The organism is Cohnella pontilimi, assembly GCF_005049045.1.
Classification (GTDB): Bacteria; Bacillota; Bacilli; order Paenibacillales; family Paenibacillaceae; genus Cohnella; species Cohnella pontilimi.
In genome coordinates, this window is the sequence record NZ_SUPK01000008.1 from 130,511 (window position 1) to 157,178 (window position 26,668).

Below are 26,668 nucleotides of genomic sequence, written 5' to 3' on the forward strand. Positions count from 1 at the left end.
ATACGTCCCGAAAACAGGCCTTTAGACCTAATAGCCTTTTGTGTCGATTGTGTGTCGCTGTTCTTATATTGAATGTTCAGAAAATTGATTATTTCGACGGATTCTAGGAAGATTATTCCACGGCTTATGATGAAAGCGTCGAACCGCAGAGCCCAAAGCTCCGCCGGATCACGACAAAGGCAAACCCGGTGAAAACCGGTGACGCAAAGCTACAGGGGCTAACGGCGCGAGTGAGCGCGCCTATGCCAGCCAGCCGCCGAAAGATCAGGGGAGCTTTTTTTCGTACCCTCCTTTCGGGAAAAAGGTGGGTTTTTTCCATTTCAATAGGGGGTGAAATCTTCGAATGAGGCTGGTCATTCGGGAAAGCGGACGCCAGCTGGCCGACCGGATCGAATTGGCTGACACGTTCTTCCGTCGATTCCGGGGGCTGATGCTGACGAAATCGCTGCCGAAAGGAACCGGCTTGCACATTCGACCTTGCCGATCGGTGCATTCCTTCTTTATGAAGTATTCGATCGACGTACTCCACTTGGACGAATTCGGTCGGATCGTCGGCATGGAGCCGAGATTACGTCCCGGCAGAATCGGGCAGTCGTTTCAAGGTACGCATTCCATCATCGAGCTGCCGGCGGGATCGCTGGAAGAAGCCGATGTGCGTGTCGGTCAAACGGCGGATATTATCGCAAGCAAGCAAACAACGATTTTAGAACCCAAATCTAGGAGGAAAAAAACATGATGAACAAACTCGTACGTCTGGTAAAAGAAGAGCAAGGTCAAGGTATGACGGAATATGGTCTCGTACTCGGTCTGATTGCGGTTGCGGTCGTGGGCATTCTGGTCGCTCTGAGAGGACAAATTGTTGCCCTGTTCTCGAAAGCGAACAATACGGTATCTACCGGCGTCAACGGTTTGGGCTAATCTTTGCGGTTACCCTGGAGAAGGCCGTACGTTGATTCAACGTACGGCCTCATTTAATCCGCAAGCGTTTTTTGAAACGGAGGCACCGTCGTGTGGGCTGATATTTTGCTGCTGTTCGTCCTGGCCGTCTGCGTCGTCACCGATCTGAGAAGCCGGAAAATCTACAACCTCGTCATTTTTCCATCTCTCATATTCGCCATCGGCGTACACGCTTTAACCGAAGGATGGACGGGCCTGGGGCAAGCGCTGCTCGGCTTTGCCGCGGGTCTGGGCATTTTGCTCCTTCCTTACCTGCTGGGCGGAATGGGAGCGGGCGACGTGAAGCTTCTGGCGTTGGTCGGAGCGCTAAAGGGAGTCGGGTTCGTATTTGCTACCTCTATCTACATGGCGTTACTGGGAGCGATCATGGCTGTCTTCGTCGTGTTATTCAAAAATGGAATCAGAGAACGTCTTCGCTACATCGGATTCGTGCTGCTCTGCCTTCGGGTCGGGGTGAAGCCGTCTTTGCGGGGACATTGGACTTCCGGCGCCTATCCTTATGGCGTCGCGATTGCGGGTGGATCTGTCGCCTGTTTGGTTCTGAAAGGATGGGGAGCGGGATGATCAAGGAACAGAAAGGGCAGTCGCTGGTCGAGTTCGCCCTGCTGCTTCCGCTGCTGTTGCTGCTCATATGCGGCATCGTCGATTTGGGCCGCCTGTTGTTCGGCTTCGTGAGCCTCAACATGACGGCACAGGAATCGGTAAGACTCGGAGGATTGGGCAAAACAGACGCGGAAATCGTCGCTTATGCGAAAAGTCATGTGCGCATAGGGGATGCTTCCACGATGAATGTGACCATTACTCCGACACAGTCGGCAAGGAAAGCGGGTCAGAACGTCACGGTCAAGCTCACTTATTCCTTGCCCTTCATTACGCCGATTATGACGAAAATCATACCGGCCCCCGTCCTTTCAGCCGATTCGACGATTCGGGTGGAATAAAGCTCGGCAGCGAAGGAGTGGTAGCATGATTCGGCTATGTAAAAGGTTGATCCGGGAACAGCAGGGGAGCACGATCGTGCTGGCCGGCTTCGCGCTGATCCTTCTGCTCACCGTCGCCGGGCTGGTCGTGGACGGCGGTACGATGTATGCGGCCAAAAGCCACTTACAAAAGGCGGCGAACGCGGCAGCATTGTCCGGCGCCCAAGAGTTGACGAGCGACCGGTCGAAGGTGGAAGCGGTCTTGAACGATATTCTGTCACGGCATAAAGAGCAATCCAGTTTAACCGGCGCGGATATTGAAATGAAGTCCTCCGTCCGCGTGCATTTAAGCAAAAAGGTGCCACTCGCTTTCAGCCGGCTGCTGGGCAAACAGAGCGTAACCGTACAAGTGGAGGCCGCCGCTCAAATTTTGCCAATGGGAAGCGCGGTTGGAGCCGCGCCGCTCGGAATCGACGAATCGATCGAGCTGAAGTACAACACCCCGTATAACCTAAAAGTAGACAGCGGGAACTCCAACACCGGTTATTTCGGAGTACTGGCGCTAGGCGGACCCGGAGCTTCCACCTACGAGGAAAATTTGAAATACGGTTATGCCAACGAGATTACAATCGGCAACATTATCGATACGCAGACAGGCAACATCGCCGGCAAGACGCGGGAAGGCGTCAAGCTTCGCATCGATTCGGATCCTTATCCTCCCGGCGACTATTCTCACAGGGATTCTCCACGCGTGATTTTAATCCCGGTTTATAGGCCTTATAACCAGACTTCGAATCAGATGAAACAGATTGAAGTTACGGGTTTCGCTTTTTTTTACATTTTAGAGCCAATGTCCAGCAACGACGATTCAATCAGGGGCATGTTCATCGAAAGGCCCGACACCGGGTTCTACAAGCCCGGCGCTGTGGACAAAGGCGCTTTCGCCATCCGGTTAGTCGAATAATTCCATATCTCTCCTAGGACAGGTGACCCCGATGAGATCGAAAATCATTTTGTTTGCGGCATTGTTGATGGGTATTGCAACGACCGTGCTTTTCTTCGATTACATGCAAAAGTTCAAAGAAGCCCCGGCAGCAGCGAACGGAAAGCTCAAAAGCGTGCTGGCCGCGAAGCAGGACATACCCGAAAATACGATAATCACAACGGGCATGCTGGAAGTCGTGCAAGTGCCGGACACCGGCGCCCAGTCGTCCGCGCTGGCGAATCCGGCGGCCGCCGAGGGGAAAGTGGCCGCGGTACATTTGGTGCCCGGTGAAGTCGTTCTCCCGCATCACTTGAAAGAGCAAAAAGAAGAAGCGCTGTTCGTCTCCAAAAAAGTACGGGAAGGATACCGGGCGGTATCGGTCGGGGTCAATATCGTACAGTCGGTTTCGAACTTGATCGAACCGGGCGATCACGTTGACCTCGTGTACTCCAAAAAAGATAAAGCGACGGAGTCGCTCCTTTCCCAAGTATTGCTCGAGGACGTGCCGGTGCTCGCCATCGGAAGACGGATGGTGGAAGCCCAAGCGGACACCCCTTACACGGAATATGCGCAGGTTACGCTGGAGCTAAAGCCGGCGGACGCGGTTAAAGCGATTAACGCCGATGAAGACGCTGACGCATTCGTCAGCTTGATGCTGCACAGCCGGATTGTCGACGGACAGGGGACGAAGCAGGAGCAAAAGAAACCGTAAGCAGGTTTGGAAATATGCAATGGGGTACGGGAGGATCAAGCGATGAACCACGCGGAGAAGACGGAAGACGGGCGGCAAGGCGGGAAGCGGGGAGAGATGATCGCCGTCTGCAGCGCCAAGGGCGGCGTCGGGCGAACGGCACTTACCGTCAATTTGGCGGTTGCCCTGACCAAAAAGAATATTAAAGTCAGTGTGCTGGACGGGAATTTTCAATTCGGAGACATCGCGCTTGCGCTCGATCTTCACCCGACCTTCACGATCAAGGATGTCGTGGAAGACATCGAATCGATGGATCCTTTCGCGCTGTCCGGCTTTCTGATCCATCACAGCAGCGGGGTCAAGGTGCTGGCGGCGCCCGAGCGTCCGGAATTCGCCGATTTGATCAAACCGGGCGTGATCGACCGCGCGTGCGACCTGCTCACGGCGCAGCACGACTGTCTGATCGTGGACACCGGCACCGGGCTTCAGGAGCAGACGCTTCAATTCATTGAAAAAGCGGATCAAATCTTTATTCTCACGACACTCGAAATGACGGCCATCAAGAACACGAGACTGATGCTCGAGACGCTCGAGGTGCTCGGATACAGAGAGAAAATTCAGCTGGTCATCAACCGTTCGACGATGGAAAGCGTCATCAAGGCGTCGGACGTGTCGGACATTCTCGGCTTTGAGACTTCCATTTTCGTACCCAACGAATATCAATTGGTGTCCCAGTCGCTGAACATCGGCATCCCGTTCGTCTCCAACCATGCGAGAACGGATTTGGCGAAAGCCGTGTTCAAAATGGCGGAGCAGCTCATTTCCCGCCGTGAAATTTCGGTGTTCATGCCAAAGCCGAATACGTTCCTGCAGCGGCTGTTCACGAAGCACAGCACCGCACCATGACCCCCGAGGAGGAGAGTTCCGATGAGTCTTCTGGATAAGGTTCAAGCCAAAACGGTTCAATCGGGCGCCGACGTCCCCGAGGGCGAATCGGCGGAAAGCGCGCAACAGAGGACGCCGAAGAAAGATCTGATCACGACGTTCCGGCAAATTCGCGGCACCGATACGAGACCCAAAGAGCCCGCTCAAATCTCCAAGTATCAAGAGCTCAAGAACAAGCTGCACAAACAAATCCTGAACGACCTCAAGGACGAAGACGTCGAGTCCATCATTCCGAAAATCGACGCCATGGCCATTCAGCTCATGTCGGAGGACGAATCGTTCCGCGGCAAAGTGGACCGTAAAAAAGTGGTGGAAGAGCTGACCCACGATTTGACCGGTTTCGGCCCGATTAACCCGCTGCTGCTCGATCCGGACATCACCGAGGTTATGGTCAACGGTCCCAACCAGGTATACGTGGAGCGGGGCGGCAAAATCGAGCTGTCCTACGTGCAGTTCCGGGATGATGAGCATGTCATGAATATCATCGAGAAAATCGTTTCTCCCATCGGCCGCCGAGTCGACGAAAGCTCTCCGATGGTCGACGCGCGCCTGCCGGACGGATCGCGGGTGAACGTCATCATCCCTCCGCTGGCGCTCAAAGGCCCTACGGTCACGATCCGTAAGTTTTCCAAAGATCCGTTCACGATCGAGAACTTGATCGACTTCGGCACGGTGACCCGCGATATGGCGATCTTCCTGGAAGCCTGCGTCAAGGCGAAGCTCAACATTTTCGTCAGCGGCGGTACCGGCTCGGGAAAAACGACCACGCTGAACGTGCTGTCCTCGTTCATCCCGAGCGACGAGCGGATCGTTACGATCGAAGACGCCGCCGAGCTTCAGCTGTGGCAGGAGCACGTCGTCTCGCTGGAATCGCGCCCGGCCAACATTGAAGGCAAAGGGGCCATTACCATCCGCGATCTGGTCCGCAACTCGCTCCGGATGCGCCCCGAGCGCATCGTCATCGGGGAGGTTCGCGGCGGCGAGGCGCTGGATATGCTGCAAGCCATGAACACCGGTCACGACGGGTCGCTGGCCACCGGTCACTCCAACAGTCCCCGCGACATGATATCCCGTCTGGAGACGATGGTGCTCATGGCCGGCATCGACCTTCCGGTTAAAGCCATCCGCGAACAAATTGCGGGAGCGGTCGATGTCATTATCCAGCAGTCCAGACTCAAGGACGGAACCCGTAAAATTACGAACATTACCGAAGTGCAAGGAATGGAAGGGGACGTCATCGTCCTGCAGGATATTTTCAGCTTCCGGCAGACCGGCGTGGACGAACGGGGCAAAATCATCGGCAAGCTGGTGCCGACGGGCGTCCGTCCGAAATTTTACGAGCGGCTGGAAACCTCGGGCATTCACATCCCGGCTTCCGTGTTCATCGAAGAGGAGTGAAGCCATGATCTGGATTCTTGTGGCCATGTTCGCGCTGAGCAGCTTTCTGTTGTTCTGCGCGGTGCTGCAGCTGCTGTTCCTGTCCGACAGACGACTGAAGAATCGGATGAACCGGCTGCTTGAGCTGAACGACAAGAAGAAGCTCGGCCGTAAAAAATTCAACCTGCTCGTTCGCATGAGTCTCTATAAGCAGACCGTCCGCGAACGCGTGCTGACCAAGAAAAAGAGCGCACGGATCGAGACGATGCTGGCCATGTCCGGCGTCCCGCTGAAACCCGAAGAATATGTGATGTTTCAGTGGATCTGCACCGCGTTCTGCGGAGGTTTCTGCTATTTGTTATTCAGTCAGATCTTCCTCGTGCCGGTCGGCGCTGTGGTCGGCTTCATGCTTCCCCGTCTCTGGATCGGGAAGAAGCGGAAGGAACGGGTCAAGGCGTTCAACGAAGGTCTTCTGGATATGCTGACAACCGTGATCGGCTCGCTGCGGGCCGGCTTCAGCTTCGCCCAGGCCTTGAAGACGGTCGTCGACGAGTCCGACGGACCGATCCGCGATGAAGCGGAAACGGTGCTTAAGGAGATGCAGTACGGGACCACGATGGAAGATGCGCTGAACGATTGGAAGGAAAGGATGCCGAGCGAGGATTTGGATCTCATGATTCAGGCGATCCTCATTCAGCGCCAAATCGGAGGAAATCTGGCGACCATACTCGAGACGATCGTCCAGACGATCCGCGACCGCGGACGAATCCAGCGCCAGATCACGACGCTGACCTCGCAAGGACGGCTCTCCGGCATCGTCATCGGGCTGCTGCCCATCGCACTCGGCTTCGTGCTTTTTCTGATCGACCCCCATTACATCGGGTCGCTGTTCCAGCATCCGATCGGGATCGGGATGGTCGTGGCCGGATTCATATCCGGCATGATCGGCTTTGTGCTCATCCGAAAAATTACGACGATCGAGGTGTGATCTTCCATGGTGTACGCAACGTTTTGCCTTACGGTTACACTGCTTGTTTATGCGTTCTTCGCTATGCGGGAAGAGCGCACCACCGCGATGAAGAGGCGGCTTGCCCATATCACGGGAGGCGTGGAGACCGCACAGACGGTGGCTTCGCATCCGGAAGAGGGGCGGGAACCGTCGTTGATGCGCCGGCTGCTCCATCCGGTATGGAAGGAGTTTCGCCGCGGCTTCAGCCGGACGCTGGAGGAGAGGCAGGCGGCCAAGCTGGAAATCCGGCTGCTGCAGGCCGGACAGCCGTTCGGTATGTCCCCGGTCGACTTCCGGATCGCGCAATTGACGGTGTTTATCGCGCTTCCGGGCGTGTTTCTCTTCTATGCTTCCATACTGAAAATCGGCTTGAGCGGCACGATCGCGTTTTTGCTCGCGGCGATCGTGATCGCCGCGGTTCTCCCGGGTTATTATTTGAAGCTGAAAACGAGAAGCCGGAGCAGGCTGGCGCTTCGGGAGCTGCCCGACGTGCTGGACCTGCTGACCGTCAGCCTGGAAGCCGGGCTTGGCTTCGATGCCGCGCTGAGCAAGCTGATCTCTAAGAAGGAAGGCGTGCTGGCAACCGAATTCCGCCGCTGCCTCGAGGAGATCCGCCTCGGCAAAACGAGGCGCGAAGCGCTCACCGGAGTCAAGGAGCGGGTCGTGGTCGATGAGCTTCGCGTGGTCATCAGCAGTATTTTGCAGGCGGAGAAGCTCGGGATCGGCATGGTGCAGGTGCTGCGGATCCAATCCGAGGAAGTACGCGATCAGCGCAAGCAGCGGGCGGAAGAGGCGGCCATGAAGGCGCCGATCAAGATGCTGTTCCCGCTCGTGTTGTTCATTTTCCCCAGCCTGTTCATCGTCCTGCTCGGACCGGTAGCGATTCAGTTCATCCAGACGTTCAGCGAATAGCAGTCATCGCAACAGCAAAGCGGGGGTGACGGTATGAAAAAAACGGCGAAGGGATCTCTCGTTTCGATTCTTGTGCCTGTCTATAACGAAAGCCCGAACATCCTGGAATTTTATTTCCGAATGACGCGGGTCATGAGCCAGACCGGTTACCGATATGAAATGGTGTTCATTAATGACGGAAGCCGGGACGATACGCTGGACAAGCTTTACAGCCTCCGTGACAAAGATCAGCGGGTGAAAATCATCGATCTGTCCCGCAATTTCGGCAAGGAAATCGCGATGACGGCCGGACTCGACCATTGCCGCGGCGATGCGGTCATCCCGATCGACGCGGATTTGCAGGATCCGCCGGAAGTGATTCCGGAGCTTATCGCCAAATGGGAAGAAGGCTACGAAGTCGTGTACGCCACCCGGACACGGCGGGACGGCGAAACTCTGCTCAAGAAAGCGACCGCACACCTGTTTTACCGGTTTGTCAAACGACTGACGCCGATTCCGATTCCTAAGGATACGGGCGATTTCCGCCTCATGTCCCGCAAGGTCGTCGACGCCCTGAAGCAGCTTCGGGAGCAGCACCGGTTCATGAAGGGGCTGTTCAGCTGGGTCGGCTTTCGTCAAACCAGCGTCACTTACCGGAGAGAGCCGCGATACGCGGGCCGAACCAAGTTCAACTATTGGAAGCTGTGGAATTTCGCCGTCGAAGGGATCACCTCCTTCAGCTTCATGCCGCTGCAGGTGGCGACTTATTTAGGCTTCGGCATCTCGCTGTTCGCGATCGCTTTTGCGCTTTATCTGTTCACCTCCACGCTGCTGTACGGCAATCCGGTGCCCGGCTATCCTTCTTTGATGGTAACCGTTCTGTTCCTGGGCGGCGTCCAGCTCACCACATTGGGAGTCATCGGGGAGTACATCGGGCGGATCTATAATGAGTCGAAGCGCCGGCCGCTGTATTTTGTTCAAGGCAAGGCCGGTCTCGAAGACGGGAAAGAAATATCCCGTCTGGAGGGGGTCAACTAAATGGAGCAAACGATCTATTGGAAAATGGACCGATTGGAGCAGGATCACTGGTGGTTTGTCGGCCGGCGGAACGTTATCGAAAGCGTCATGCGTACGCATATCGACTCGCTCGGGCCGGAATCCCGAATCCTTGATGCGGGCTGCGGAACCGGAGGCAACCTGGAGCTGCTGTCCCGTATGGGCTGCGAGGTCATGGGGCTCGAAATGGAGCAGGGTGCGGCGGAAATCGCCCAGTCCAAAAGCGGTAAAGCGGTCTATCTCGGCAGCTTGCCCGACCAGGTTCCTTTTGCCGATGAATCGTTCGACCTGATCGTGCTGCTTGATGTACTTGAGCATATCGAAGACGACTTGGGGGCTCTTGAAACGTTGACGGCAAAGTTAAAGCCCGGAGGGAGTTTGCTCATCACCGTTCCGGCTTTCCAATTCCTATGGAGCAGCCACGACGAATCGCACCATCACAAAAGAAGATACCGCTTAAATGAACTGACCGGGAAAATGAAACAGTGCAATCTTCAGCCGAAGTACGCGAGCTATTTCAATACTTGGCTGTTTCCTGCCATCGCGGCTGTACGGATATTACATAAGAAGTTGAGAATTTCGGGTAAAACCGACGACTTGTCCATGCCGTCCACTTTCCTCAACAAACTGCTTGCCGGGATCATGTCCAGCGAGAGGCATCTATTGAAGCGTGCGAAGCTGCCGTTCGGCGTCTCCATTGTGGCGATCGGTCAAAAAGTATAGCCGGATTGAAGGGGCCGTCCATGCAAACTTTGAGCAGACAGCAAAATATCGTCTTTCTTCTTTTCGCCGTCGTCTTTGTTTCCGTGTTTATTTTTCTGGACGCCGGTTCCTCCCGCAATGATCCCGACACTTTCTGGCACATCGAGCTCGGAAAAGAAATGCTGCGTCAGGGGAAGGTGCTCGACACGGCGATCCATACGTTCGCCGGAGACAACCTCCCGTATGTGCCGCATGAAGCCGGGTTTCAGCTGATCGCCGGAGCATTGTACGAAGCGGGGGGCTGGGCCGGCCTTCATTTGTTGACGCTGTTGTCGGTATTTATGCTCACGTGGGGGCTGTATCGGCTGATGGAGGTTTCGCGACAAGAGGCGGATCTCCCTCGCATGCACCCTCTTTTGGGTTTTTTGGTGCTTCCTTGTCTCGTTTTTTTCGTTTACTACGCGTATTTCAATATTCGTCCCCAAATGATATCTGCCGGGCTGGTCGTATGGTTCGCCGTCTGGCTCAGACGGTTCGCCATGGGTGCCGATGTGAGGAAGGCTGCGGCGCTCGGGATCATCTCGCTTATTCTCGCGAATGTCCATACGGGGGTATGGCCGGTGATCGCAGTTCTTCTCGGTATGCAGACAGCGGAAAGAATTTGGCTCAAAAAGCTGAACCGATATGACGCGATCGCCATGTTGTTGGTGGTCCTCGGCGGGCTTGCAAATTTCGGCGGATGGAAGAGCCTGACGTATTTCGTGACGTTGTCGGACAGCCCGTTTACGGCTCTGATTCTCGAGTGGCGGCCCGTCGCTTTCTCCAGCAATTTCCCCGCGTTTGCGATCGTGGTCCTTTTTATCCTGTGCGCAATGTACAGCTTAAGAGACAAGCCGCTGCGTCCGTTTCGGCTCATGCTTTTTATCGGAATGATGTACCTCGGTCTCGCCAGCTACAAACAGTTCTTATTTTTGATCTTGTTCCTTCCGTACTATTTGGCTGTTGTCGTCGACCGATTTAAGCGGCTGGCCGTGTTCCGGAATCCTGAAGCTTACACGCGGATCAAAGTCGTACTGCCATTGCTCGCGCTGGGCTTGATGATCAATTTCTCGACGGAGATGTTCGCCAAGTATGAGCAGCCCGTGACCCAGTATCCGGTTGAAGAGATGGATTACATTTTGAAAATGAACGACTCCGGAAAGCGCCCGAAAGTGCTCTCTACGTATGATGCTTCGGGATATGTGATGTTCAGGGGTGGAGATGTGCTCGCGGACGGCCGATTCGACCCTTTCATCTTGGATTCGACCAAAGGCGTGCAAGGGTGGACGGCGTTCGAACGCTCCTATAACGGCTTCCGCTCCGGTTATTTGATGGATGTGATTCGAGCGGACCGGCCTGATTTTCTGATTCTTCCGCTGTCGGATCCGAAGGAGACTGTCAATTCCTTGAAGAAGGTGGAGCAGGAGGACGTGAGAAAGCAGCTTCGTGAGCCCGATTTTACGGGCAGTTTCGGCGAGGTTTGGGATCTGCGGGCGTTCGGGGGAGACCGATGAAAGCATTCAAGAAGGTTCTCGTTTTATTTTTGGCCAGCCGGTTGCTGATTTCTTTGTTCTTGCTTGTCGGTCAACCGGAACACATGAACTACATGGATAACCAGATCCAGATGCAAAATCCGATATTAGACCATTTCATCATTTATGATTCCTATAACTATAAGCAAATCGCTTTGGAAGGTTATGCAGAAGACCGGTTAACCGCCTTCTTCCCGCTGTTTCCGCTGCTTGTCCGGGGAGTTCACGAAGTAACGGGAATCGGCATTTATTGGGCGGGATTCCTGTTGTCAAACCTATTCTTTCTCGGCTCGCTTTGGCTGCTGGACCAGTTAATGGAGAAGAGAGGGATTGGGCAAAGAACCAGGGTTTTGGCACAGGCGATTCTGGTGTTTTTTCCGTCGACGTATTTTTTCAGCGCTTTCTACACGGAAAGCTTCTTTCTGTTCTTGGCGCTGCTGGCTTTTCGGTTTTGGGGCGAGGAGAAGCGAGAAGCGGCGTACTTGATTGGAGGGCTGGCGGCTCTTTCCAGAATGGTCGGAGTATGGGTGCCGCTCGCTTTTTTTCTGGAAAGATTGATCCGTCGAAAACTGGATCTTAAGGATGTTGTTTGGGCGTTCGCGAGCAGTCTGATGTTTTTTATGTATCCCGGTTATCTCTGGCTGACCAGAGGAGATCCGCTGCTGTTCTTGAAGGTCATGGGACCGCATTACGGACGCCATTCGGCGCTTCCTTTTTTTCCAATCTACCAAGACATCGTATGGTCCATCGAGAAATGGCATGAAATACGGTACATTGACTACATCACGATTTTGCATTTCATTTTGTTTACGATTTTTGTCGGTTATATCATCTCCAATATTCGTTTATGGCGTAAAGGTGCAAACGTGATCTGGTCCGAGGTTATTTTTACGTCAGGCGTCATTACGATGGCGCTGTCCTCTCAACTGAACCTATCCTTTGAAATTGCCACACACGGTTTTATGCGATATTTTTTACCGGCGTTTCCGATTTTCATCTTCATGGGACAACAATCGGACCGTGCCGTGATGCGCGCAGATCTGCGTTCGGGTTCCCGTTTTATCCTGGCTCGCAAATTTGTAAACTATTTAACGCTCCTCGTATGGGTAATTTTTTCGGTAATTGTTCTTTTAGGGCTGCGAGTAAAGGGTTTCGTGGCCTAGCGGCGGCTATCGCTTCTTCAGCTCGTAAAATTCGCAGGCGGTTCGAGTGAAGTAGGATAGGTCGCTGACGCCGGCTTGGATGACGACGGATCGTTCGTCGAACCGAAGAATCGCGCCTCCCGAATGGACGATGTGATCGCGCTCGAATACCCGGATGCCGATTTGGCGCTCCATGGCGTCTTGAAAATCGGCGTCGGTGAGCAGCTTGCGATTGACGGCGGGCATTAAGTGAGCCTCCTTGCTGGAATTTGCATTTTGATATTGTACCATTTTCTCGCTTCGAAGGCAGGCGAGTGACCTCGATAGGGTGACGGCGTTATGCTGAAAGCCGGAAGCCGCTGATGCGGTTCCCGGCTTTCATTGTGAGCACTCCCGCCGCGCCGCAAGTGTAAGTCACTCTGACTGACTAACAATCGACGTACTCTCGTTTGTCTGTGCTCTTTAGTCACTCTGACTGACTAACAATCGACGCAAAAAGTAGCACACAGCTACCAAACAACGAGCGGACCCACCCGATCGGCGCAAATAGGTAGCACACGGCTACTACGCAACTGGTGGATCCGCTCCATCGCCATGATTATAACTTCTCTACGGTAACTCTGGTGGAGAAGAACGTGGCTCCGCCGCCCATGTCGGCGAGGCGCTGGGAGGTCAGCGTGTTGATGGCTTGGACGCCTTCGTTGCCTTCCTCCCACCACAGGCCTTGCGTGACAAGCACGCCGGGAAGCACATTTTCCGCCGCGTCTACCGTGATCAGCACTTCTCCGCGCCCGTTACATACGCGCACACGATCACCGGAAACGACACCTAATGCTGCCGCGTCGTTCACATGCATATGGAGCAGCGGCCGTTTCTCGATCCGCTTCAGCTTCTCTTGATTCGCAAAAGTAGAGTTGAGGAAGTTGTGGTTCGGACCGGTCACCAGCAGGAACGGCAGCGTGTCATCGTCATCCCGGACAGGGGTGTACGTCGGAACCGGCGACATGCCGGAGAGCCGCATCCGCTCGGAAGCGAGCTCGATTTTGCCCGACGGCGTCGGAATCCGCTCCTCGAATATTGAGCCGCCCGAAAGCGCCGCCTTCATCCAGCCCTTTTCCTGAAGCGCTTCGTACGTGATGCCTTCCAAATACGGATTCGCCGGATTGTCCAGCGCTTCCCGGATCATCTGTTCCACCGTGATATCGAATGCTTCGGCTTCGAAGCCCATGCGAAGTCCGAGCTCCTTGAACAAGGTGAAGTTGGATTTGCATTCGCCCATCGGCTTCAAAATCGGCTCGTGAAGCTGCAAATACAAGTGCCAGTATGAGCCGAATATATCCAAGTTTTCAAAATGGCTCGTAGCAGGCAGCACGATGTCGGCATACCGGCACGTGTCCGTCAAAAATAAGTCGTGTACGACCGTGAACAAGTCATCCCGCATGAGGCCGCGCCGAACCTGGTTTTGGTCAGGAGCGACCGTGGCGGGGTTGCAGTTGTAGACGAACAAGAATTTCACCGGCTTATCTTCGATCGCCAAAGCTTGCCCGAGCTGGTTCATGTTGACCGTGCGGGTCGCGGGATTCTGCAGCAAGTCCGGCCGTTCTACCCGTTCGGCGTTCAAACCTGTATACATACTGTTGCTCTTGATGGCGCCGCCGCCTTTAACGGCCCATTGACCGGTCAACGCCGGAAGGCAGGCGATTGTGCGGACGGCCATGCCGCCGTTGTCGTGATGCTGCAGGCCGTTGCCGATTCGGATGTAGGCAGGAGACGTCGTGCCGTATTCGCGAGCCAGACGCACGACGTCTTCCGCCGGCACGCCGGTGATTTCCGCCACCCGCTCGGGCGAGTATTGTGCGGCTTCCGCAGCCAGCTCGTCGAACCCGATCGTGTGTTCAGCCAAGTATGCCGAATCCGTCAAACCTTCCCGGATCAGCACGTGCATGATGCCGAGCGCCAGCGCGGCATCCGTCCCCGGCCGCACGGCGATGAATTCGTCCGCCCATGCCGAAGTGCGGTTGCGGTGCACGTCGATGTGTACGATCCGCGCACCGCGCTTGCGCGCCTCTGTCGCGTACACGACCTGATGCATATTGGTCGACACCACATTGGCGCCCCAAATCCAAATCAGCTTCGAATGCACGGTGTCTTCCGCGTCGATGCCCGCGCTTGTGCCCATCGTATAGTTGTATCCGACGTTGCCCGCTACGCTGCAAATCGTCCGGTCCAGCCGGGTCGCTCCGAGACGATGGAAAAACCGGCGGTCCATCCCCTCCGCGTTGAGTACACCCATATTGCCATAGAAGCTGTAAGGCATGATCGATTCGGGGCCGTGCTGCTCGATCAACTGCTTCATCCGGCTCGTGATCTCGTCATATGCCTCTTCCCAACTGATCCGCTCGAACGGCCCCATGGTGCCTTTCGGCCCTACCCGCCGCAGCGGATACATCAATCGGTCCGGATGGTTGACGCGATCCGGTATATTTCGTACTTTATTGCAAATGGCGCCTTGCGTGACGGGATGATCCGGGTTACCGTCCACCGCCACGATGCGGTCATTTTCGAATTTTACCCTCAAGCTGCACGTGTCCGGACAATCCAGCGGACATACCGATCTAGCGTATCGCACCGTGGTAGGCTCCAAATCTCTCACTCTCCGTCTGCCATTTTTCGAACTTCATATCATAATCAAAGTACCACAGCCCACGAAATCATGCATTAAAAAAGGGATGGGACGGATATTGAAAGCTAATAGAATTTTCTGGTTGACGATATGGGTAACGTGGCATTACAATACAAACATCAATTGAAAGCGCTTCAGGTAAAAGGGGGGTTAATGGCCTGCCGTTTTTTTTCAGCCAAATTTGAACCGGTTCAATTTTTTTTCAATCAAATTTGAACCGGTTCAAACGGAAGTGTTGTTGTTCTGGAAGGTTTTTAACCAAACAAGGGGAGTGTTTTTTGCATGAGAACCAAAAAAATGATTCTCGCTGCATTTATCGGTGTATTGACGATCGCAATGCTCTTGACGGGATGCGGCAACAAGTCCGGGGAGTCATCCACAGGCTCCGATTCTTCCAAGTCCGTCAAGCTGTCTTTCTGGACCGGTTATTCCGAACTGGACCCGTGGGTGAAGAAAGCCGCGGAAGATTTCAAAAAGACGAATCCGAATGTCACGATTGAAGTCACGTCCTATCCGCTCCGCGATTTCGAGAAAAAACTGGCGGCGTCTCTTCCTTCTAAAAGCGCTGCTGATATCGTCACCATGAACCATTCGTTGTCTTACCGCTACATAGATGCGAATTTGCTGCAGCAAGCTCCGGACAATGTTGGCCAGTTCGCCCATTCCGGCGCATTCCCGGATCTGTATGTCAAAAACCTGGGTCCGGACGGTAAAACCTACGGCTTGCCGGTGTTCAAAAACGCAAACGCTATTTTCTATAACAAAGATATGTTCAATGAAGCCGGTTTGACCGAACCGCCGAAAAGTATAGATCAATTTTTAGAATACGCCCAGAAGCTCGCGAAATCCGACGCGTCCGGCAACCTGGTTCGCTCGGGACAAAGCCTTCGTATAAGCGGAGGCGGAAGCGGTGTCACGGAAAAGTTCTGGATCTTGCTGGCGCAGCGAGGCGGCAGCATCATCAAAGAAGTTTCGCCCGGCAAATATAAAGCGAACTACAATACCGAAGAAGGCTATCAAACTTTAAAAATGTATGTCGATATGTTGTTTAAGTATCATACGGACGATGCCAAAATCAAGCATGACACCGAGGCGTTCCAAACCGGAGCTACAGCCTTCTTCCTTCGGGAATCCAATGTCGTCATCGATACGGCGGCGAAAGCACCCAACTTGAATTACGGTACCGCTCCGCTGGCGGCCAACGTCGAACAGCAAGACAATTTTTATGTCACCACGGCGGACAAAGACAAGCAAGAAATGGCGTGGAAGTTCCTTCAATTCCTGATGGAGCCGGAAAGTCAGAAAAATCTGATGACGATGACGGGCTGGCTGCCGGTTCGCAAAGACCTGGATCTGAAAGACGTGTTCGTGAAGTATCCGCAGTTCGAAGCGTTCTTCCCGGCGCATCAAGACGCGCAAATGTATCCTTCTCTCCCTGAATACGATGAAATCCAAACCAAATTGGCCGATCGACTGATGACGAAAGGCTATACGGATGCCAGCTTCGTGGATAACCCGCAAAAAATAAAGGATTTCCTGGATGAATGTGCGAAAGAAACGAATGAGATTTTGAAAAAGTCAGGAGATCTGGCCGAATAAGGCAATTGAATCTCCTCCATGAGAGTTGATCGTATCCCCTCTTGTTGAGGGGATACATACTCTCATAGATGATTGGGGGGAGAATCTGTTTTGAACACGACGATCGCCGATCTAGCGAGAATAACAGGACTGGCTAAAAGCACCATATCCGGAATCTTAAATGGAAAAACCGGATTTTCTGAAAAAACCCGAAAAAAAGTGATGCAACTCGCTCAGGAACACGGGTACATCCCCAACGAAATCGCCAAAGGATTGTCCTCCCGTTCGACGAAATCAATCGGCCTGATCATTAAAGATATTACGAACCCTTTTTACAATCATATTACGAAAGGTGTTCAAGAGGTAGCGATCGAGCACGGCTACACGGTTTTCCTTTGCAGCAGCGGGGAGAATCAGGAACTGGAAATCGACCATATCGAAGCGATGGTTCGGAAACGGGTAGACGGGCTAGTCATTGTCCCTTTGCTGGAGGAAGTGTCTTTCGATCATATTTTCGATTTGAAGCGAAAGCGCATGCCGTTTGTTACGCTGGGCCAAATCCCCGGCTTGTCGTGCGACACGTTCGAATTTGACGATTACGACGGTGGCTGCCAAGTGACCCAGCATTTAATTTCCAAAGGACATGAACGGATCGGGTTCGTCTGTGGCCTTAAGACATCGAAGGCGTCGAAGCAGCGGTTGACCGGATTCCTGGACACGATGAAACAACACGGTCTTGTGCCGGACGAAGCCTTGATTTTCAAAGAAACAGGCAGCATGGCGGAAGCCCAGGAGATTGGGAGGCGTCTGGCTGCATCAGACGATCGCCCGACTGCGCTCATTTGTTTTGACGACGTCATCGCAATCGGCGTTATCAAAGCGTTCATGGCTGCCGGTTTGAATGTGCCGAATGATATGTCCGTTATCGGGTTTGACGATATCGATACGACGGCGTTTCCGCTTTCCAGCGTATCGATTCCGACTTACGAAGCGGGAAAAGCGATGGGTACGAGGCTGTTCGATCGGATTTTTCAGCGGGATGACAGCGATTTTAGGTACGTTAAGTACGACTTGAAGCTGGTGGAACGTGCATCAGTGAAAAACTTGTTTTCGCCATAACAGGAGGCCCTATTCATGAAACAACTAACCATTGACCATCTAACTGTTCTTTCCTATCCGACTCGCCGGGAAATGGGAGACGCGGTCGCCGCGGACGTAAAAGCGCAATTAAAGAAACTGCTCCAGGAAAAAGAAACGGTAACGTTGGTGCTCGCATCAGCGCCTTCGCAGAATGATTTTCTCGACTCGCTCCGCAGCCAGTCGGACGATATTCCATGGGACCGTATCGTATGCTTTCATTTGGATGAGTATGTCGGCTTGCCGCAGAACGCTCCCCAGAGTTTTTCCACCTACTTGCAAAATCGTATTTTCAGCGTCCATACACCGAAACTGTTTCACCGGATTAACGGGTTGAATGATGCCGATCGCGAATGCTTACGGTATTCGGAGCTGCTGGCCGCACAACCGATCGATATTGCCTGCATTGGGATTGGGGAAAACGGCCATATCGCGTTTAACGACCCCCACGTGGCCGACTTCCAGGACCCGTTCCTGGTGAAAAAAGTAGAGCTGGACGAAACGAGCCGGGTACAGCAAGTGAACGACGGCTGCTTCGACAAGCTGGAGCAAGTGCCGACGACGGCCATAACCTTGACGATTCCCGCCATTCTATCCGCCTCTGCGATTTTTTGCACAGTGCCGGGCGACAGAAAGAAGAAGGCGGTCAAAGATACTGTGCATGGCCCCATTTCCGTAGAATGTCCCGCGTCGATTCTTCGCAATGCCCGGGAGTGCCGCATGTATCTGGACGAAGAAAGTGCATCCTTGCTGTAATTGGGGCATTCAGGGGGAATAAAAGCATGGAGAAAGTTCGCAGGAAGCCTCGGCTGAAGTCCGGGCATTGGTTCGTCATCCTCGCGCTGGCGCCGATCATCATCCTGTATGCCGTTTTGCGATTTATACCGATCGTGCAAACGATGTATATCAGTTTTTTCGAGTGGGATTTGATTTCCGCCCATAAGCCGTTCGTTTGGCTGGACAACTTTAAGGAGTTATTTTCAAGCGATACGTTTATCCAATCCATTCGGAATACATCGCTGATTGCGTTCGGCGTACTCATTTTCAGCGTACCGTTCGCCGTCATCATCGCGGCGATGCTGGACCGGGGCGTTCGTTTCAAATCATGGTTCGAATCGCTGTACTTCTTGCCGTATATTATGCCGATGGTGCCGGTTGCCGTAGCCTGGAGATGGATTCTCGATTCCAACCACGGGCTGCTCAATTACTTCCTGTCGTTCTTCGGCGTGCCGGCGCAAGCCTGGCTCATCGACACGAATCTGGCGATTTTTTCGGTCGTCATGCTGACAGTATGGAAAATGGTCGGCTATAACATGATCATTTTCCTCGTCGGGATGAAAGGGATTTCCAAAGAAAACTATGAAGCGGCCTCCATCGACGGAGCAACGGGCATTAAGGCCTTCTGGCATATTACCCTGCCGTTACTTAAGCCGATTACTGTGTTCGTTTCTACGGTCACATTGATCCAGGGGTACAATGTATTCAGCCAGGTGTACATTTTGGCGTCGGATATTCAGGGCGCGCCGGGCCACTTGGTGCGCGTACTCGTGTACGATATGATCGAGAGCGGATTCCGCTTTTACAAAATGGGATATGCGGCTGCCGAAGCCGTCATTCTGTTCCTGATTGTCCTCGTGCTGACTGCGCTGCAGCTGATGCTGCTTCGGGATAAAAAGACATCCAGAAAGGGGATGAAACGATGAAGCGCAAACAGAAGCTCACGAATGCTCTGGTGTTTACGGTGCTGCTCATCGGGGCGCTCATCATGATCATTCCTTTTCTATGGATGATTTCGACGGCGTTCAAATCGGTGAACGAATTGAACACGTGGCCCCCTTCGTTTATTCCGAAGCATTTCAACTTCGACAATTTCACGAAAGTGTTTCAAGCGGCACCGTTCCATCTGTATTTTCTGAACAGCGTCAAGATGGCCGTGCTGTCATCCCTGGCGATCGTGTTTACCTCACTTATTTCCGGCTATATATTCGCGAAGTACCGTTACTTCGGACTTGCCTTCCTGTTCGCCGTCATTTTGGCGACGGCCATCGTTCCGTTCGAAATTTATATGATTCCGCTGTATCTGGAGATGCAGAAGCTTGATTTGCTGAACAAATTCGGCGGTCTGGTGCTGCCTTACCTCGTCCTCAGCTTCGGGATTTTCTTCATCCGGCAAAATGTCGTGCAGCAAATTCCGGACGAAGTGATGGAGGCGGCCAGAATCGACGGGCTGTCGGATTGGGGCATTTTCTTCAAAATCGTCATTCCGCTGATGATCGGACCGATGAGCGCTCTCGGCATTTTCGCCTTTATCGAAGCGTGGAACGCATTTACTTGGCCGCTGCTGGTCGTCGGCGACCAGTCGAAGTTTACGATGGAACTGGGACTTGCCGTGTTTCAATCCTCGTTCACGGTCGATATGACGATGATTTCGGCGGCGTCGCTGATTTCGATCATTCCGATTCTCGCTGTGTACCTTCTGCTTCGCCGGCACATTATCGAGAGCATCAGCATGACGGGCGGTAAATGACGGACTCGGCCGCAGACGCGGGAATTTATGGGATCAAAGGGGCGGAAGCATCATGGACTTTCCGATTCATTCGTTAAGCCGCGCCCGGGATGTTGACGGAGAAGCGGCGGAAGCTTACCTTAAGTATTTGGACATTCGGGCGGCATTTTTAATCGGCCGGTTCCGCAAGCATCCCGATTTCCCCGGCGTGCATACCGGTTATAATTCGATTACGGGCATCGAGTTTGCGGAAGAAGACAATCTTCCGTACGGCTGGATCAACGGCAGAGGCGTGAGCGCCTTCTGCCGCTTTGCCGATGCGTTCCCGCATGCCAAAGACGAGCTGATGGCGTTCGCCGGCCATACGGTCAGCTGGCTGGAGAAGCATCTGGCGCTGAACGACGGGCATATTCCGTTTCTGGCTGAACGCAGCGGGATGGAGAAACAGACGCAATGTCCTTGTCCGAAAGGCTATAAAAGCTACAGCGACTTGTACGGCGCGCTGGCATTCGTGGAATATGGGGCGAGGGTTCAGGACAAGCGGCTGGTCGCACTCGGAGTGAACTTGTTCGATCAAGCGATCGATGCGCTGAAAGCCAACCGGTTTGTGCCCGAACCGGACCCCATCTTCGAGGATCGTTTGTTCGAAAATCCGTATTCGATCGCGCTGGATACCGCCAACGATTTCTACAAACTGCTGGGCGACGCCCGCTATTTGCAGATGGCGGCTGATTTGACCGAGCATTTGCTGGATGCGCACTATGCCGAAGAGGCCGGGGCTTTCGTGGAATTCGCTTCGCTGGACGGCAAACCGCTGCGTGGTGAGAACGGCGACTATATCGTCGATCCCGGACATTCCGTGGAATTTTGCAGCTTCGCCCTGGAATTCGCAAGGCTCGCCGTCCAGGCGGGGCAGTTCGGCAGCCTGGCGGAACGAATCCGCCGATTGGCCCCTAAGCTGCTGCTATGGAATGTGGAGAAAGGCTGGAACCGCAAGCATCCGGGCATGTTCAAATCGTTCGAAGCCGTTTCCGGACAACCCGTCAACCGCACCATGCCTTGGTGGATTTTGCCTGAAACGATGCTTGGGCTTCTGCTTGGCTACGAATGCACGAAGGAAGAACTGTTTCTGGAGAAGTACGTCGATGCGCACAATGCGTATTTCGGTATGTATATGAACGAAAAAACGAATTTCGGACCGTTTCAGAACATCGACGGAGATACAGGTTTGCCGGTTGACATCGTTCCAGCCTGCAAATTTCAGGATCCGGAATTTCATGCCGGGAAAAATATTTTAACTTGCACTCAGGTCATGGAGCGGATCGGTCTGGGCGCGCTTTAACGGACGGAAGTAGTTTTCGAACTATTGACAGCCAAAAGACAACTGTCTCATAATAAGAGCAACTGTAAACCGGGGAAGCACCTCACAAAGGCCAAACACGCGAAGTGTTGCTTTGATGAGGTGCTCTTCATTTCGGGAGACGGTTGTGCCGAACGGACAAGGACAACAAATCAGTTAATGGGGTAAACCAACTTGAAAACGCTCGTTATCGCCGAAAAACCGGATATGGGACGCAATATCGCGGCCGTTATCGAACCTAAGGCGGTGAACAGACGGTCCTACCTCGAAGGGGAGCGTTACGTCATCACTTGGGCGATCGGCCACTTGATCGGATTGGCCGAGCCGGATCACTATGACGAGAAGTACAAGAAATGGCGGCTTGACGATTTGCCTATCATTCCGGAATCGTTCCGACTGCTTCCCAATCCCCGCACGAAGGATCAGCTGGGCGTCATCAAAGAGCTGGCAACCCGCTGCGGCGAACTGGTGAACGCTTGCGACGCCGGGCGCGAGGGACAGCATATTTTCTCGTTGATCCGGGAGTATTTGCGGCTGAGGCAGCCGGTGAAGCGCCTCTGGATCTCCGACCTGACACCCGAGACGATTCGCAAAGGGTTCGACGAGCTGAAGGACGACGCCGAGTACGGCAACCTCACGACGGCCGCCCGCGCCAGAAGCGAAGCGGATTGGCTGATCGGCATGAACGGTTCCCGCGCTTTTACGACCAAACACGGGGAGCTGCTGTCCGTCGGGCGCGTGCAGACGCCGGTTCTTGCCTTGATTTATGACCGGCAGCTGCAGATCGAATCTTTTGATTCCCTTAAATACTATGAAGTGTCCGGCGTATTTACGCAGCATGCGACGGTCTATAAAGGCTTGTGGCAGGGCGACCGCATCACGGACCCGGACAAAGCGGAGAGCATCGCCGCCAAAGTGAAGGGTGTCCCTGCCAAGGTAGAATCCTATGAGCAAAAAGAAACGAAAGAGTATCCGTGGAAGCTGTACGATCTAACATTGCTGCAGCGGGACGCGAACGGCAAGTTCGGATTCTCGGCCAAGAAAACGCTCGACATCGCCCAAGCGCTGTACGAGAAACATAAGGTCATTTCGTATCCGCGGACGAACTCAAACTACGTAACGGAGCAAAATATCCCGGAAATGCACCGTGTACTCGGGTCGCTTCGCGGCTCGGCGTACAACGCACTCGTGGAAGGCGCGAATAAAAGTCTGGTGCACACCGGCAACCGCAACTTGTGCAATCCTTCCAAGGTGGAAGACCACCACGCCATCATGCCTACGTATAAGCGACCCGGGACGTTAAGTCCTGAGGAACAAAAGCTGTACGACCTGATCGTCCGGCGGTTTTTATCGCATTTCTATCCTCCGGCGGAGTATAAAGTGCATACGGTGATGACCGAGGCGGCGGGCGAGCGGTTCAAGACGACCATCAAGGAGCGGCTGGCGGCCGGCTGGAAAGTCGTTTATGCGGACCAGGCGGACAGCGGCGGCGGAAAGGGCGGCAAAAAGAACGCAAAGGATGACGGGGATTCGGCCAAAGAACGAGAGGAAGAAGCCGAGGAGACGGAGACGCCTTTCGTGCTGGACGCGAGCCTTCCGGTCACCTGTACGGATGCCGAGGTGAAGGCGAAAGAGACGCAGCCGCCCAAGCATTACACCGAAGGTACTTTGCTGAAGGCGATGGAAAGCGCAGGCAAGCAGATCGAGGATGAAGAGCTGCGGGATGCGATGAAGGATTCCGGCCTCGGCACCCCGGCCACCCGGGCGGCAACGATCGAACGGCTGAAGCAGGTCGGCTATATCGAGATGCAAGGCAAGAAGCTCATGCTCACCCGCAAAGGCCGGACGGCCATCGAGCTGATCCGCGGAGCGGGTGTGGAGCTGCTCGCATCGCCGGAAATGACCGGACAATGGGAGCGCCGGCTGAACGAGATTTCCCGCGGACAAGCTTCGGCCGACACGTTCATGACAAATGTGAAGAAGTTCGCGTCTCTGATTGTGGACCGGGTGCGCAATCAGCGGCAGGCGGCGAAAGCGGCGTTCGCTCCTGCGGAAGCAGCTGCGGGCGGTAAGGGCAAAGCGGGTTCCCGCAAGCGAAGCGGCGGCAGCACCTCCCCATCCAAGCCTGCGCCGCAGAAGGCGACAACCGCCGCGCCCGGCCCGGCCGGAACGATTGCACCTTGTCCGCGGCCCGGGTGCGGAGGCCATATCTTCATGGGGCGCAAAGGCTATGGCTGCAGCGAATATAAAGCCGGCTGCAAATTCGTCATCTGGAAAAACAGCTTCGGCCGGGACTTGACCGATGCGATGATCCGCAGCCTGATCGACAAAGGCAAAACCGCCAAGCTCAAGCTGCAGGACGAGGCGGGCAACCCCGTGGAAGGACGAGTGCTGCTGAAGGATCCGGCGACAGGCGAATTGACGTGGGAACGCGTATAGTCAGGCATTCACACAAAACCACTCTCAGAAAACTGCCCGCGAAGGAGTTTTGAGAGTGGTTTTTATACGTTAGAGTCAGGCTGCAGAAAATCCTGCTCGGATCTGTTCAATATCTTCGGGCTTCAGATCAAACCATTGCTCAAGAGTACCATCCTGAATTTCAACTTTTCCGTCGTATAGGTTCATTTGAATTTCTTTGCCAAAATAATAAAACGTCATTTTCATCCGTGCCTGCGATAATGTTTTCGGCTTTTTAATTTCGGTTTTATGAGCATCATAGAAAGCTAAAGCGATCAGACGTATACGTCCGGCCGCCCACACATCATACTTGTCATCGACTTTTAGAAGTCCGCTGTTTACCATTTTTTCAACCGTGGATTCTTTGCCCAAATAAGAAGGCCTGCTCATGAATGCTTTTGCGAGTTGATAGGCGTCGTTCTCAACTCTATAAATTTCGCCGGGATAAAGATCGTCGAAGGATACAATCCCCATTTTTACGAGGCTTACCTTTACCGTCCCATTAGCAGTCGTGAGCAAATAATCGACCGGTTCGATGTCCGCAATCGGCGGGCTGCCAAGAGGGGCTGTATCCTTGATCACAAACAGATTCGATACGCTGTTAAGCAAGTCGGGATCTGTAATGGTTTTCGAGCCTTTGGCGTCTCTGATTTCAATCTTCTGAAGCTGTGGTACGGAAGTCAGGTCGGCAATATCCGGATACTGGGTGGCGAGCGGTTGTTGTGCGGCCATGCTGGACTGTACACTCATTTGCAGATCGTTGTATTTTTGTTGGGTGGCCTGCAGTTGTTCTTGAAGTTGGATGACTTGATCATGAAGGGCCTTATTCTCGCTTTGAATCCTCGATAAGTCCGGGTTTTTAAGTTCTTGCGCTATTGTGGGCTTATCTTCCGTGCATCCGCTCAAAATGCCGATAAACAGGATGACGATACACAACGTTATTCTCACCGTATTCCCTCCAGCTCGGGATTGAGATACGCGCAACCTCGACGTCTGTGTCACAAGCTTGCTTAAGCGCTATCATGAATATAGACTCGTTAGACGAGATCCGGGTTGCAAAGTCCAGCATTTTTTAAGATAAAAGGGTGTGTTCATCTCTTGAGACTGAGGCTCTCGTTATGGTTGCCACTAATCCAATTCATTTTGGTTATCTTTTCGGTGTTTATCGACTTGAGTTCCCAACATGGAGCCGGTGAAGGGAACAACCAGGTTGCTGCTAATCTGGTTTCAAACGTCGAGTACGGCATCAAAGCAGCTATGGGGTTAACGGACATCGTCAACTTCAGATTTATTTTTGTAACTGCGCTTTTAGGGATATTGTTTTGGTTTTGTGTGGGCGTCCTTCTGGATTTGCCATTCACTCTTTCGATCGCGAGGTTAAGTCCCGGAGCATCATTTCCAGCCTATTGAGCTTCCGATTATAGTGTCTGTAGGTAAGATATGCGGCGACCGTCTTCACCCCAAAAAATAAAACCGCCGCAATCGAAATGAGCAAATAATCGTGCGACAGTTGATGTAACAGCGCGTTTATTTTTTGCATTTTCATGAGCACACCCCTAGGACAGGATCCCGCCTGTCCACGGAATTAATCTTCAGGCGTGCGGTCGAGATGAAGCGTCGTCACCTCAGTGTAATCGCCGCGTTTTCTTTCTTTCTCGGTGGGTTCGGCCTCCAAGGTTTGGGCTTCATCCACGCCGGGGGCAATCGTGGGCTGCTCTGCGTCTGTTCGGTCTACCACATAGAACACTCCTTCGGCCGGAATGTTCCTATCGTTCCCGGGGCAGGATGATTTATGCAAACGGAAAAAGTTCGATTGACATACCCCATGGGGGTATATTAAAATGGAGGCACAGAGGTGAGAGGGATGGAGCAAACACAATCGGCGTGCCATATTCACGGCGGTGAAGGCGGGGGCCAGCCGGTCAGAAAAAGCCATCATTCCGATGAGATGAAGGCCAACCTAATCAACCGACTGAACCGGATCGAAGGTCAGGTGCGGGGCGTCAAAGGGTTAATTGAGAAAGATACTTACTGCGACGACGTACTGAACCAAATCGCGTCCATTCAATCCGCCTTGAACAGTGTCGGCAAACTGCTGTTGGAAGGCCATATGAGAAGCTGCATTGTGGAGCGTATCCAGTCCGGCGAAACCGAAGTGGTCGACGAACTGCTGACGACGGTCCATAAGCTGATGAAATAAATCGGAGAGGGAGGAATTGGACATGCAAAGCGTGACGCTGCAAGTAAAAGGAATGTCCTGCGGGCATTGCGTGAAATCGGTGGAGGGCGCGGTAAAGAACCTCGGAGGCACCGCCGAAGTGGATTTGGCAAGCGGACAAGTGGCGGTTCGCTACGATGATTCCCAAGTGAAGCTCGAAGCGATCAAGGAAGCGATCGAAGATCAAGGCTACGACGTAGTTTGAAGTGAGCCTTTCGATCAGTGAAACAGGCCGATGCCTTCAGGGCATCGGCTTTTTTAATACGCCAGAATGGCCACGACGTGTCGCTGTAAGATAGTGTGACTGACTTAGGGATGTGCGTAGTCGGGTCGGGTGCCGCTGTAAGATAGTGTGACTAACTAAGGGATTTGCGTGGTCGGGTCAGGTGCCGCTGTAAGAAAGTGTGAGTGACTTATGGATGTACGTGGTCGGGTCGGGTGCCGCTGTAAGATAGTGTGAGTGACTTAGGGATGTGCGTGGCC

Annotated in this window: 28 protein-coding genes and 1 riboswitch; of the genes, 23 read left to right on the forward strand and 5 right to left on the reverse strand. The window is 53.6% G+C overall.

The window, feature by feature from the left end; translation table 11 throughout:
* Positions 1 to 168 precede the first annotated feature (168 nt).
* Positions 169 to 261, forward strand: a riboswitch (cyclic di-GMP riboswitch).
* 82 nt (positions 262 to 343) lie between these two features.
* The 14 genes from E5161_RS16370 (at position 344) to E5161_RS16435 (ending at position 12,267) form a co-directional block, all read left to right on the forward strand.
* Positions 344 to 736: a DUF192 domain-containing protein gene (locus E5161_RS16370; protein ID WP_136778912.1), complete on the forward strand. Its 393-nt coding sequence runs from the start codon at positions 344 to 346 to the stop codon at positions 734 to 736.
* Positions 733 to 918: a Flp family type IVb pilin gene (locus E5161_RS16375; RefSeq protein ID WP_136778913.1), complete on the forward strand. Its 186-nt coding sequence runs from the start codon at positions 733 to 735 to the stop codon at positions 916 to 918. Before E5161_RS16370 ends, E5161_RS16375 begins: the two co-directional genes overlap by 4 nt.
* Positions 919 to 1,008: 90 nt before the next feature.
* Complete coding sequence (locus E5161_RS16380) at positions 1,009 to 1,521, forward strand: A24 family peptidase (protein WP_136778914.1); 513 nt, start codon at positions 1,009 to 1,011, stop codon at positions 1,519 to 1,521.
* Positions 1,518 to 1,898 (forward strand): TadE/TadG family type IV pilus assembly protein, encoded by a 381-nt coding sequence (locus E5161_RS16385; protein ID WP_136778915.1) that lies wholly within the window; start codon positions 1,518 to 1,520, stop codon positions 1,896 to 1,898. Before E5161_RS16380 ends, E5161_RS16385 begins: the two co-directional genes overlap by 4 nt.
* Before the next feature lie 25 nt (positions 1,899 to 1,923).
* Positions 1,924 to 2,841, forward strand: coding sequence for a pilus assembly protein TadG-related protein (locus tag E5161_RS16390; RefSeq protein WP_136778916.1), 918 nt, complete (start codon positions 1,924 to 1,926; stop codon positions 2,839 to 2,841).
* 31 nt (positions 2,842 to 2,872) lie between these two features.
* The gene (gene cpaB / locus E5161_RS16395; protein WP_136778917.1) at positions 2,873 to 3,574 is read left to right on the forward strand and encodes a Flp pilus assembly protein CpaB; all 702 of its coding nucleotides are present in this window, start codon (positions 2,873 to 2,875) and stop codon (positions 3,572 to 3,574) included.
* Positions 3,575 to 3,616: 42 nt separating this feature from the next.
* Complete coding sequence (locus tag E5161_RS16400) at positions 3,617 to 4,459, forward strand: CpaE/TadZ family protein (protein ID WP_136778918.1); 843 nt, start codon at positions 3,617 to 3,619, stop codon at positions 4,457 to 4,459.
* A 21-nt stretch (positions 4,460 to 4,480) separates the two neighbouring features.
* Positions 4,481 to 5,896, forward strand: a complete 1,416-nt coding sequence (locus E5161_RS16405) for a TadA family conjugal transfer-associated ATPase (protein WP_136778919.1) — start codon at positions 4,481 to 4,483, stop codon at positions 5,894 to 5,896.
* A 4-nt stretch (positions 5,897 to 5,900) separates the two neighbouring features.
* Complete coding sequence (locus tag E5161_RS16410) at positions 5,901 to 6,863, forward strand: type II secretion system F family protein (protein ID WP_136778920.1); 963 nt, start codon at positions 5,901 to 5,903, stop codon at positions 6,861 to 6,863.
* A gap of 6 nt (positions 6,864 to 6,869) precedes the next feature.
* The gene (locus tag E5161_RS16415; RefSeq protein WP_136778921.1) at positions 6,870 to 7,796 is read left to right on the forward strand and encodes a type II secretion system F family protein; all 927 of its coding nucleotides are present in this window, start codon (positions 6,870 to 6,872) and stop codon (positions 7,794 to 7,796) included.
* A gap of 33 nt (positions 7,797 to 7,829) precedes the next feature.
* Complete coding sequence (locus E5161_RS16420) at positions 7,830 to 8,813, forward strand: glycosyltransferase family 2 protein (RefSeq protein ID WP_136778922.1); 984 nt, start codon at positions 7,830 to 7,832, stop codon at positions 8,811 to 8,813.
* Positions 8,814 to 9,554, forward strand: coding sequence for a class I SAM-dependent methyltransferase (locus E5161_RS16425; protein WP_136778923.1), 741 nt, complete (start codon positions 8,814 to 8,816; stop codon positions 9,552 to 9,554).
* Positions 9,555 to 9,574: 20 nt separating this feature from the next.
* On the forward strand, positions 9,575 to 11,086 hold the full coding sequence (locus E5161_RS16430) for a hypothetical protein (protein ID WP_136778924.1): 1,512 nt from the start codon (positions 9,575 to 9,577) through the stop codon (positions 11,084 to 11,086).
* Positions 11,083 to 12,267 (forward strand): hypothetical protein, encoded by a 1,185-nt coding sequence (locus E5161_RS16435; RefSeq protein WP_136778925.1) that lies wholly within the window; start codon positions 11,083 to 11,085, stop codon positions 12,265 to 12,267. The genes E5161_RS16430 and E5161_RS16435 overlap by 4 nt, the downstream gene beginning before the upstream one ends.
* Positions 12,268 to 12,273: 6 nt before the next feature.
* Here E5161_RS16435 and E5161_RS16440 read toward each other — a convergent pair whose 3' ends face one another.
* Together E5161_RS16440 and E5161_RS16445 are read right to left on the reverse strand one after the other, a co-directional pair.
* Entirely contained in the window at positions 12,274 to 12,492 is a 219-nt protein-coding gene (locus E5161_RS16440) for a hypothetical protein (RefSeq protein WP_136778926.1), read from the reverse strand.
* A gap of 352 nt (positions 12,493 to 12,844) precedes the next feature.
* The gene (locus E5161_RS16445) at positions 12,845 to 14,875 is read right to left on the reverse strand and encodes a molybdopterin-containing oxidoreductase family protein (protein ID WP_246042348.1); all 2,031 of its coding nucleotides are present in this window, start codon (positions 14,873 to 14,875) and stop codon (positions 12,845 to 12,847) included.
* 336 nt (positions 14,876 to 15,211) lie between these two features.
* On the opposite strand from E5161_RS16445, the gene E5161_RS16450 reads away from it, so the two are divergent.
* From E5161_RS16450 to E5161_RS16480, 7 genes are all read left to right on the forward strand, one after another.
* The gene (locus E5161_RS16450; RefSeq protein WP_136778928.1) at positions 15,212 to 16,528 is read left to right on the forward strand and encodes an extracellular solute-binding protein; all 1,317 of its coding nucleotides are present in this window, start codon (positions 15,212 to 15,214) and stop codon (positions 16,526 to 16,528) included.
* A 90-nt stretch (positions 16,529 to 16,618) separates the two neighbouring features.
* Positions 16,619 to 17,626, forward strand: coding sequence for a LacI family DNA-binding transcriptional regulator (locus E5161_RS16455; protein WP_246042349.1), 1,008 nt, complete (start codon positions 16,619 to 16,621; stop codon positions 17,624 to 17,626).
* 15 nt (positions 17,627 to 17,641) lie between these two features.
* Positions 17,642 to 18,400, forward strand: a complete 759-nt coding sequence (locus tag E5161_RS16460) for a glucosamine-6-phosphate deaminase (protein WP_136778930.1) — start codon at positions 17,642 to 17,644, stop codon at positions 18,398 to 18,400.
* 26 nt (positions 18,401 to 18,426) lie between these two features.
* Positions 18,427 to 19,347: a carbohydrate ABC transporter permease gene (locus E5161_RS16465; protein ID WP_136778931.1), complete on the forward strand. Its 921-nt coding sequence runs from the start codon at positions 18,427 to 18,429 to the stop codon at positions 19,345 to 19,347.
* Complete coding sequence (locus E5161_RS16470; RefSeq protein ID WP_136778932.1) at positions 19,344 to 20,171, forward strand: carbohydrate ABC transporter permease; 828 nt, start codon at positions 19,344 to 19,346, stop codon at positions 20,169 to 20,171. The genes E5161_RS16465 and E5161_RS16470 overlap by 4 nt, the downstream gene beginning before the upstream one ends.
* 52 nt (positions 20,172 to 20,223) lie before the next feature.
* Positions 20,224 to 21,492 carry an AGE family epimerase/isomerase gene (locus tag E5161_RS16475; protein ID WP_136778933.1) on the forward strand — a complete coding sequence of 423 codons (1,269 nt, stop codon included), beginning with the start codon at positions 20,224 to 20,226 and terminating at the stop codon, positions 21,490 to 21,492.
* A 192-nt stretch (positions 21,493 to 21,684) separates the two neighbouring features.
* The gene (locus E5161_RS16480) at positions 21,685 to 23,949 is read left to right on the forward strand and encodes a type IA DNA topoisomerase (RefSeq protein ID WP_136778934.1); all 2,265 of its coding nucleotides are present in this window, start codon (positions 21,685 to 21,687) and stop codon (positions 23,947 to 23,949) included.
* 75 nt (positions 23,950 to 24,024) lie between these two features.
* On the opposite strand, the gene E5161_RS16485 is transcribed toward E5161_RS16480, so the two are convergent.
* The 3 genes from E5161_RS16485 to E5161_RS20885 all read right to left on the reverse strand — a co-directional run bounded on the left by E5161_RS16485 (position 24,025) and on the right by E5161_RS20885 (position 25,705).
* Positions 24,025 to 24,915 (reverse strand): hypothetical protein, encoded by an 891-nt coding sequence (locus E5161_RS16485; RefSeq protein WP_136778935.1) that lies wholly within the window; start codon positions 24,913 to 24,915, stop codon positions 24,025 to 24,027.
* Positions 24,916 to 25,324: 409 nt separating this feature from the next.
* The gene (locus E5161_RS16490) at positions 25,325 to 25,513 is read right to left on the reverse strand and encodes a hypothetical protein (protein ID WP_246042351.1); all 189 of its coding nucleotides are present in this window, start codon (positions 25,511 to 25,513) and stop codon (positions 25,325 to 25,327) included.
* Between the two features lie 39 nt (positions 25,514 to 25,552).
* Entirely contained in the window at positions 25,553 to 25,705 is a 153-nt protein-coding gene (locus E5161_RS20885) for a hypothetical protein (protein WP_169306734.1), read from the reverse strand.
* Between the two features lie 126 nt (positions 25,706 to 25,831).
* Between E5161_RS20885 and E5161_RS16495 the strand changes: the two genes are divergently transcribed.
* The gene (locus tag E5161_RS16495; RefSeq protein ID WP_136778936.1) at positions 25,832 to 26,167 is read left to right on the forward strand and encodes a metal-sensitive transcriptional regulator; all 336 of its coding nucleotides are present in this window, start codon (positions 25,832 to 25,834) and stop codon (positions 26,165 to 26,167) included.
* 22 nt (positions 26,168 to 26,189) lie between these two features.
* Entirely contained in the window at positions 26,190 to 26,390 is a 201-nt protein-coding gene (gene copZ, locus E5161_RS16500; RefSeq protein WP_136778937.1) for a copper chaperone CopZ, read from the forward strand.
* Positions 26,391 to 26,668 lie beyond the last annotated feature (278 nt).